This window comes from Lentzea sp. NPDC060358, from assembly GCF_042725365.1.
Classification (GTDB): Bacteria; Actinomycetota; Actinomycetes; order Mycobacteriales; family Pseudonocardiaceae; genus Lentzea.
In genome coordinates, this window is sequence record NZ_JBHXCW010000298.1 from 1 (window position 1) to 8,475 (window position 8,475).

The following is an 8,475-nucleotide window of genomic DNA, read 5'->3' on the forward strand; positions in this document are numbered from 1 at the left end:
CAACCGGGACACTGTCCCATATCTTAACCGGGACAGTGTCCCACTTGTTTCGGGGAGAGAGCATGCCGGTGACGTACGTGCTGGTGCACGGTGCGTGGCACAGCGGTCAGTGCTGGGCGAAGGTCGTGCCGCGGCTGGGGGCGAGCGGGCGGCCGGTGTTCGCGCCGACGCTCACCGGCTACGGCGAGAGCAGGCACCTGCTGGAGCCCGGCACCGGGTTGCGCACGCACACCGCGGACGTGGTGCGGCTGCTGGTGGAGGAGGACCTGCGCGACGTCGTCCTGGTCGGGCACAGCTACGCGGGCATGGTGATCTCCGCGGTGGCGAACGAGGTCCCGGACCGGATCGCGCGTCTCGTCTACCTCGACGCCATGGTCCCCGAACACGGCGAGAGCGCTCTCGACGCGCTGCCGGCCGCCCGTGGCATGCTCGGCGAAGGCTGGCGGGTGCCGCCGCCCGCAGAGCCCTTCGGGCTGTTCGGCGTCACCGATCCCGCCGACGTCGCGTGGCTGCGCACGATGCTGTCCGACCAGGCGGTGCGCTGCCTGACCGAGCCCGTCGCGATGGACCACCCCGCGCTCGCCGCGATCTTGCGCACGCACGTCCACTGCGTGCCGAAGCCCGAGGGCGTCGAACCCCGTCCCGTGCCCGCGCTGCAGCCGAACGGGGAGCCGTCGGACGTGCGGGAGCTGGTGTCCGGGCACGACTGCATGATCACCGTGCCGGACGAGCTGGCGGCGCTGCTGCTCGACGTGGGAGACCTGCACGCACCGGTCCCGGTGGGGGCCGGTCGCTAGGATGGCGCGATGAGCGACTCTCCCGGCGTGGTGCCGCGGCGGGCGGACGCGCGGCGCAACGCCGGGACCGTGCTCGACGCCGCCGCCGCGGTGTTCGTGACCTCCGGCGTCGAGGCGCCGATCCGGGAGATCGCCGCCCGCGCGGGCGTGGGCACGGCGACCATCTACCGCCACTACCCGACGCGGGCCGACCTGATCGTGGCCGTCTACCGGTCGCAGGTGCAGGCGCTGTCGGTGGCGGGGCCCGCACTGCTCGCGAGCGAGCCGGGGCCGCACGAGGCGCTCACGAGGTGGCTCGACCGGTTCGTCGACTTCGTGGTCACGAAACAGGGTCTGGCGACCGTGCTGCAGTCCGGCGAGTCCTGCTACGACCCGCTGCACGACCACTTCCTCGAACACCTCGTGCCCGTGTGCGCCCGTCTGCTGCGCGAAGCCGCCGAGGCCGGGGAGATCGTCGAGGGACAGGACGCCTACGAGCTGATGCGCGCCGTGGGCAGCATCTGCGCCGGCGCGCGGGTGGCCGAGGGGGTCCGGTACGACGTGCGGCACCTGGTCCGGTTGCTGGTCAACGGGTTGCGCCCGCCTCAGGCGTGATCGGCCCGGCGGGGCAACTCGGCGCTCAGGACGAACGCGCCGTCCGCGCGGCGGTACGCGGTGAGCTCACCGCCCGCGAGGGACACCCGGCGGCGCAGGCCCGCGAGGCCGCGGCCGGAAGGCACCGGCGCGGGACCGGGAACGCCGGGCCCGTCCGGCCAGGTCGTCACCTCCGCGACGAGCACGTCCCCGCCGGTGACCCGCACGGTGGTGGGGCAGCCCGGCGCGTGCTTGAGGGCGTTGGTCAGCCCTTCCTGGACGACCCGGTACGCGGTCAGCCGGACCAGGTCCGACACCTCGACGTGGCCGCGGTCGTCCTCGACGAGCTCGACCGGCTGCCCGGCCGCCCTGGTCTGCTCGACGAGGACCGCGAGCGGGCTGAGCGCGGGCGCCTTCGCCGCGAGCCGCGCGTCGTGCGGGGGAGTGAGGACGTTCAGCAGCTCCCGCAGGTCGGCGAGCGCCTTGCGGCCGGTCGAGCCGATCGCGACCAGTCCCGCGGTGATCCGGGGCCGGTCGGCGGGGTCGACGTACTGGGCGGCGTCGGCCTGCATCACCATCGCGGTCACGTGGTGGGTGACCACGTCGTGCAGCTCCCGGGCGATGCGTTCGCGTTCCTCCCGCAGCTCGTCGTCGGCCCGTTCGCGGTTGCGGCGGGACTGCTCGCGCAGGCGCCCGCGCGCCACCGTGCCGAGGAGCCAGCAGCCCGCGGGCAGAGCCGCGAACAGCAGGAAGTCCCCCGCGGGGAAGGGAGAACCGGTGCGGACCATCCACCAGACCGCCCCGGCGTACCCGGCGCACCACAGGACGACCGCCGCCACCCGGTGCCTGCTCTGCAGCATCCCGGCGCTGTAGAGGGCGACGTACAGGCCGATCGACGCGAACGTCGGCCCGTACCCGAGTGCCTGGTACAGCAGGAACGACGCCGAGGTGAGCGCGAGGGCCAGCCCGGGCGTGCGGCTGCGCACCGCGAGCGGGAGTGCCTGCGCCAGCACGAGGACGACCGCGAGCACGTCGGACGGGCGCTGCGGCGCCGGCCACCCGAGCGCGGTGCCCTTGTCGGCCACGCCGGGGACGAACGACAGCGCGGCGACGACCACCGCCAGCGCGGTGTCGCGGACGGCGGGAGACGGCGAGCGGAGACCTGCTGGGAGCATTCGACGTCCTAGTCCGGCACCACGAGGCCGATGCGGTAGGCGAGCACGACGGCCTGGACCCGGTCGCGCAGGTGCAGTTTCCCGAGGATCCGGGACACGTACGTCTTCACCGTCTCGACGCCGATGAACAGCGCGGCGGCGATCTCCGCGTTCGACAGCCCCTGCGCGATCAGCGTCAGCACCTCGCGCTCGCGGTCGGTGAGCCCGGCGAGCGCCGCCTCCCGCCGGCGGCCGGCGTCGCCGCCGCGGAGCCGTTCGCCGAACCGGCCGATCAGCCGCCGGGTCACCTCGGGGGCGAGCAGTGCGTTGCCCGCGGCGATCGTGCGCACGGCGGCGATCAGGTCGGGCGGCGGGGCGTCCTTGAGGAGGAACCCGCCGGCACCGGCCCGGAACGCCTCGAAGACGTACTGGTCGAGGTTGAACGTCGTCACCACGAGGACCTTCAGCGCGCTGGACGACTCGGGGCCCGCGATGCGCCGGGTCGCCTCGATGCCGTCGAGCAGCGGCATCCGGATGTCCATGATGACGACGTCGGGGCCGAGCCGGCCGGCCAGCTCCACCGCCTCCAGGCCGTTCTCGGCCTCGCCGACGACCTCGAAGTCCGGCTGGGACGACAGGATGGTCACGTACCCCGCCCGCACGAGCTCCTGGTCCTCGCAGACCAGGATGCGGACGGGCGGGCGGACGGGCGGGTGCACGGGGTGAACGGTAGAGGGGAACGGCTCCGCGGCGCTCACCCGCCGGAAGCATCCGCCGCGGCTCACCGCAGCGAGTGCGCGACCGCCGCGAGAACGGCCCCGCCCTGCACGGCGACCAGGTCGCGGATCGGGACCGGGTCCGCCGGGCTGTGCCGGTCGGCCTCGGCGCACCACCGCGTCAGCAGCTCGTCGGCCTCGGCGCGCCCCGGTGCCGCGGGCGGCATCGCCCGCAGCAGCATGCCGCCGAGCCGCAGCCGCAGCGAGTGCGCGTCGGCGACGGCGCTGAACTCCTCCGCCACCGTCGCCGGCCGCTGGTACTCGGGGCCCGCCTCGATCTGCTCGCGCTCGGCCTGGAGCTCGTCCGGTGACATCGGGGTGAGGAACGCGTCGAGTGCGTCGCGGAACGGTCCCGCCACCAGCGGTTCGGCGCTCGCACGCAAGGCCTGGAGGCGTTGTGCCGCATCGGTTCTGAGGTCGAGGCCCTTCAGCGCGGCGGCGCGGCGGCTGACCCCGGCGGGCCCGGTGTCCCCGGCGCGCCTGTCGCGCCAGTACGGCAGCTCGATCGCGAGCCCGAGCACGGCACCGTGCCGGCCCGCGTAGTCCGCGGTGTTGCCGCCGGTCACGAACCGCGCGGGATCACCGCCGGACGCCTTGACGTGGTCGTGGATCATCCGTGCGGTCGGCAGGGTGTAGACGGCGGGGCTCAGCTCCGCCGCGACCGGGATCTCCGGTTCGCCGCGGTGCAACGGGATTCCGCGGTCGTCGCACAGTCCGGTGAGGACGGGGTACAGCGGTTCCGCTCCCGCGTTCACGTAGTAGTAGGCGCCGCCGGTTTCGCTGTTGTGCAAGGAAGCCAGCACCGTCGGCTTCACCTGGTCGATGGCGTTCATCAGCGCCTTGGTCTCCGGCATCGGGGCGTCCACCGCGAAACCGTCCGCGCTGAACGGGAACGTCCACTCCACCTGCTGGTCCCCGCCGGGCCGGAAGAAGTGGCGCGCGTAGTGCTCGCGCGTGCGCGGCCCGCGGAACCAGCCCTCGTTCAGCCGGGTCGCGTCCGGATCCGCGCACAGCACGAAGAACCAGTCCGCCCCGGTGGCGTCGAGGGCGGCCGGGTCGGCGAGCAGCCGCCCGGCCAGCGCGACGACGGTCGCCATGCCGATCGGCTCGTTCGGGTGCGGCTGGCCGACGACCAGCACGCGGCCGCGCGGCTTCCCGGCGCGCACCGCGAGCAGCTGCACCGGGTCCCCGGCGCGGGACCGCCCGATCTCGGACAGGACGGCCCGGTCCGCGTGCTCCCGCGCCATCCGGGCGCCGAACTCCCGCACCTCGTCGACGGTCGGGAACGCGTCGATCTCCCCGAGACCGGCCAGCAGTCCCCGGCGCGCCGCCTCCGGCGGGCCTTCCACCGGGTCGGCGTCGCACCCGGCGAGCAGGGGCGTGAGGGCGAGGGTGCCCAGGAGGGCGCCGCGGAACAGGGTCCGCCTGGACACCGCGTGCGGAACGTTCGTCATGGTCCGTCCTTCGTGGATCGGGAAGGACTCGACCGTAGGGCCGGGAAACGGGAGGGCGGCTCACCCGCGGTGGGGTGCGAGCCGTCCCTCCCGCGGGGGATCCGCCCGGTCGCGCGGCGCGCTACTCGAACACCCCGTACCCCTCGACGGCATGTGCCCGGACGCCGTCCATGTCGAGCTCGACACCGATGCCCGGGGTGTCGGGGATCGTGATGTAGCCGTCCTTCACGATCGAACCGCTCCCGTCGGGCGCGTGGACGTAGCTGTCCCACACGGCGCGTTCGTCCAAGGCGTGCCACTCCTGGACGAAGAAGTTCGGGATCGCCGCGCACTGGTGCGACGTGGCCATCGTGCCCAGCGGTGTCGACACGAGGTGCGGCGCGAACGGGATGTAGTGCAGCTCCGCCAGGTTCGCGATCTTCTTGGCCTCCGCGAGACCACCGCACTTCGGCACGTCCGGCTCGATCACGTCCACGGCGCCGCGTTCCAGCAGATCGCGGAAACCCCAGCGCAGGTACAGGTTCTCGCCCGCGCAGATCGGGGTGCGGGTCTGCGCGCGCACCCGCACGAGCGCGTCGACGTTCTCCGCCGGCAGCGGTTCCTCGAGCCACATCAGGTCGAACTGCTCGAGCGCCCACGAGATCCGGCACGCGCTCGGCACGTCGTAGCGGGCGTGCAGGTCGATCGCCAGGTCGACGTCCGGCCCGATGGCATCCCGCACGGCCGCCACGCGGTCGACCATCGACCGCAGCTCGGAGGCGTTGACCGTGTGGTTGAAGGCGTCGAACTTGCCGGGGTGGCTCAGGTCGTCGATGTCGAACTTCAGCGCGGTGAAGCCCTCGGCGACCATCCGCTGGGCCCGGTCGACGCACCCGGAGATCGAGCCGGCCGGGTCGTCGCCGTCGCCGCAGTCGGCGTAGAGGCGGATCCGGTCGCGGAACTTGCCGCCGAGCATCCGGTACACCGGCTGGCCCGCCGCCTTGCCCGCGAGGTCCCACAGCGCGAGCTCGATCCCGGACAGGGCGATGACGAACACCCCGCCCTGCGGGCCCGCGAAGACCTTGTTGCGGCGCAGTTTCTCCCAGCACCGCTCGACGTTGCGCGGGTCCTCGCCGATCAGGAGGGGGGTGAGTGAGTTGATCATCCCGACGACGGCGCCCGCGCCCGCGTCGGGGTTGGCCTCGCCGAACCCGCTGATGCCCTCGTCGGTGTCGATCCTGACGAGCGTGGCCTCGCCGTGGTAGGCGACCACTGCCGTCGTGACGTTCACAATCCGCATTTGCTCTCCCGGCGCTGGGGTCGTGCATATGAGACGGACTGTCGCTTTTCCCAACTTGTCCTATAAGCTGATGACATGCAAAGGGGACAAGAGTCGCCGGATCCTGTCAAGGTCCGCACTCTTCCGGTCCAGGTGGCGGCACACCTGACCCGGCGCATCGTCAGCGGCGAGGTGGAGGACGGCCGGGCCCCGTCGGAGCTCGACATCTCCCAGGAGTTCGGGGTCTCCCGCGTCGTGGCGCGGGAGACGCTCAAGATCCTCGCGTCGCTCGACATCGTGGACGTCGCGCAGGGCCGGCGCGTCGTCGTGCGTCCCCCCGCGGAATGGGACTACCTGAGTCCGTTGCTCATCGAGTGGCTGCCGTCGGAGACCGTCGGCGAGCTGCTGCAGGAACTGCACCAGATGCGCGTGCTGCTCGAACCCGAGCTCGCCGCCATGGCCGCGGCCAGTGCCACCGACGAGGCGCTGGACCGGCTGCGGGACGAGATCGGCCGCATGGCGGCGCTCGAGGCGGATCCCAACGCCTACCTCGAGGTCGACCACGAGTTCCACATGGAGATCTGCCGGGCGGCGGACAACCGCCTGCTCGACCGGATCATGTACTCGGCCCGCTGGCTCGGCACGGCCAGCCGGCGCATCACCAACGAGGCGCCGGCCGCGCTGCGCAAGGCCACCGCCGACCACACCGAGATCTACGAGGCGCTCGTCGCGCGCGATCCCGACCGTGCCCGCGCGGCGATGCGCAAGCACCTCGCCAACAACTCCAACCTCCTCGCGGAGAAGGAGAAGCAGACCAACAGTGCCCGCCGGCGGTAGCGCCGCACGGACACACCGCCAGACAACGCTTCAGCAGTTCGGCGTCCTTCGCCGCAATGAACGACCCGGCAGCGAGGCCCCCGCCCCGCTGTCCCGCCGGTTGCAACGTCGCCCCGTCGGTACGCGTCCGCTCGTCCGGACGCGAGAGGAGTTGTTGTTGTCATGGAAGAAAAAGCGGACTTATCACGGCGCGGCTTCCTCAGCCTGAGCGCATTGGGCGTGCTCGGTCTCGCCGGCTGCGGAGGCGGGACACCCGCGGCACCGCAGGTCGACGTCCAGGTGCCCCAGGCGCTGCTCGACCAGGCCTCCTCGCTGCGCGGCGGCTCGGTGGGGATGCTCTCGCAGAAGCTCTACTCCGAAGCCGCCAACAAGGCGCTCGACCGGTCGCTGCAGGTGTTCGCGCAGGCGACCGGCACCACCGTCCGCAACGACCTCGTCTCCGGCGACGCCGGCGACATGGTCGCCAAGATGGACGCCGAGGTGAAGGCGGGCACCAGCCGCGACTTCGCGTTCGTGAGCGACCGGCGGTTCGTGGGCCAGCTGCACAACCTCGGCGCCCTCACCGACGTCACCGACGTGGTCGAGGAGATGCGCAAGCTCTACGGCGATCCCGCCACCGAGGCGAACAACTACTGCGTCTTCGGCGGCCGCTGGTTCGCGATCCCGTACCACTTCATCGCCTCGGCGATGTACCTGCGCAAGGACTGGTACCAGGAGAAGGGCCTGCCGCTCAAGCCCTACTACACGTGGGAGGAGCTGCGGGACAACGCGCTCGAGGTCTCCGACCCGGCGAAGAAGCGCTTCGGCTGGGGCATCACGGTGAACCGCTCCGGCGACGCCAACGGCTTCATCGCCAACGTCATCAACTGCTACGGCGGCGCGATGGCGGACAACACCGGCACGAAGGTCGTGTTCAACTCGCCGGAGACGGTCGAGGCCGTCGCGTTCATGGGCGACATCTACACGAACCCGAAGTACGCGCCGATGCTGCCACCCGGCATCGGCAGCTGGACCGACTCGAGCAACAACGAGAACTGGCTCGCCCAGATCCTCGGCCTCACGCTCAACCAGTTCAGCGTCTACGCCGACTCGAAGACGAAGAACAACCCGGTGTACGGCAACACGCACCCGTTCAACGGGGCCACCGGGCCGGCGCTCGACAAGCCGCTCGCGTTCGGCGAGTCCAACTCGTTCGTCGTGTTCAAGGGCGCGAAGAACCCCGACCTCGCCAAGGTGGTCGCGAAGTTCATGGTGAGCGGCAGCGCGCTGCTCGGTGTCGCGAAGGGAGCGCCGTGCCTGGTGAACCCGTCGTGGGACAAGGTGTGGGACTCCGACCCGTACTACACGAGCGGTGACCCGGCCTTCCCGGCGCTGCGGGAGCAGACCCGCACCAAGCTGCCGGTGACCACCAAGACCGGCTTCGCGTTCCCGCAGGCCCCCAGTCCCGGCGAGCAGGCGGCCACCGCGGCCTACCTGCTGACCGACATGATGCAGTCGGTCATCCAGGGCACCAAGCCCGCAGACGCCGTCGCCGCGACCCACACGAGGATCGTCCAGGTCTTCGAGCAGCAGGGCTACAAGCAGTGACCACGCTGCGCACGCGCCCGGCGCCGGCCAGTCCGGCGC

At 72.0% G+C, this 8,475-nt stretch carries 8 protein-coding genes; 4 read left to right on the forward strand and 4 right to left on the reverse strand.

Translation table 11 applies throughout. The features are described from left to right. The first annotated feature begins 62 nt into the window (after positions 1–62). A complete protein-coding gene (locus tag ACFWGZ_RS36835) occupies positions 63–797 on the forward strand; it encodes an alpha/beta fold hydrolase (protein ID WP_382456217.1) in 735 nt (244 codons plus the stop codon). 9 nt (positions 798–806) lie between these two features. Continuing rightward, complete coding sequence (locus ACFWGZ_RS36840; protein WP_382456218.1) at positions 807–1,391, forward strand: TetR/AcrR family transcriptional regulator; 585 nt, start codon at positions 807–809, stop codon at positions 1,389–1,391. Here the strand turns inward: ACFWGZ_RS36840 and ACFWGZ_RS36845 are convergent. The 4 genes from ACFWGZ_RS36845 to ACFWGZ_RS36860 form a co-directional block, all read right to left on the reverse strand. Beyond that, positions 1,382–2,545 (reverse strand): sensor histidine kinase, encoded by a 1,164-nt coding sequence (locus ACFWGZ_RS36845; protein ID WP_382456219.1) that lies wholly within the window; start codon positions 2,543–2,545, stop codon positions 1,382–1,384. The genes ACFWGZ_RS36840 and ACFWGZ_RS36845 overlap by 10 nt on opposite strands. Positions 2,546–2,553: 8 nt before the next feature. Next, positions 2,554–3,243 (reverse strand): response regulator, encoded by a 690-nt coding sequence (locus tag ACFWGZ_RS36850; protein WP_382456220.1) that lies wholly within the window; start codon positions 3,241–3,243, stop codon positions 2,554–2,556. Between the two features lie 62 nt (positions 3,244–3,305). Beyond that, positions 3,306–4,754 (reverse strand): M14 family zinc carboxypeptidase, encoded by a 1,449-nt coding sequence (locus ACFWGZ_RS36855; protein ID WP_382456221.1) that lies wholly within the window; start codon positions 4,752–4,754, stop codon positions 3,306–3,308. Between the two features lie 121 nt (positions 4,755–4,875). Further along, positions 4,876–6,033, reverse strand: coding sequence for a mandelate racemase/muconate lactonizing enzyme family protein (locus ACFWGZ_RS36860; protein WP_382456222.1), 1,158 nt, complete (start codon positions 6,031–6,033; stop codon positions 4,876–4,878). A gap of 132 nt (positions 6,034–6,165) precedes the next feature. Between ACFWGZ_RS36860 and ACFWGZ_RS36865 the strand changes: the two genes are divergently transcribed. Both ACFWGZ_RS36865 and ACFWGZ_RS36870 read left to right on the forward strand, forming a co-directional pair. Then, a complete protein-coding gene (locus tag ACFWGZ_RS36865; RefSeq protein WP_382456223.1) occupies positions 6,166–6,849 on the forward strand; it encodes a FadR/GntR family transcriptional regulator in 684 nt (227 codons plus the stop codon). 162 nt (positions 6,850–7,011) lie between these two features. Beyond that, positions 7,012–8,436 (forward strand): ABC transporter substrate-binding protein, encoded by a 1,425-nt coding sequence (locus tag ACFWGZ_RS36870; RefSeq protein WP_382456224.1) that lies wholly within the window; start codon positions 7,012–7,014, stop codon positions 8,434–8,436. The last annotated feature ends 39 nt before the right edge of the window (positions 8,437–8,475 follow it).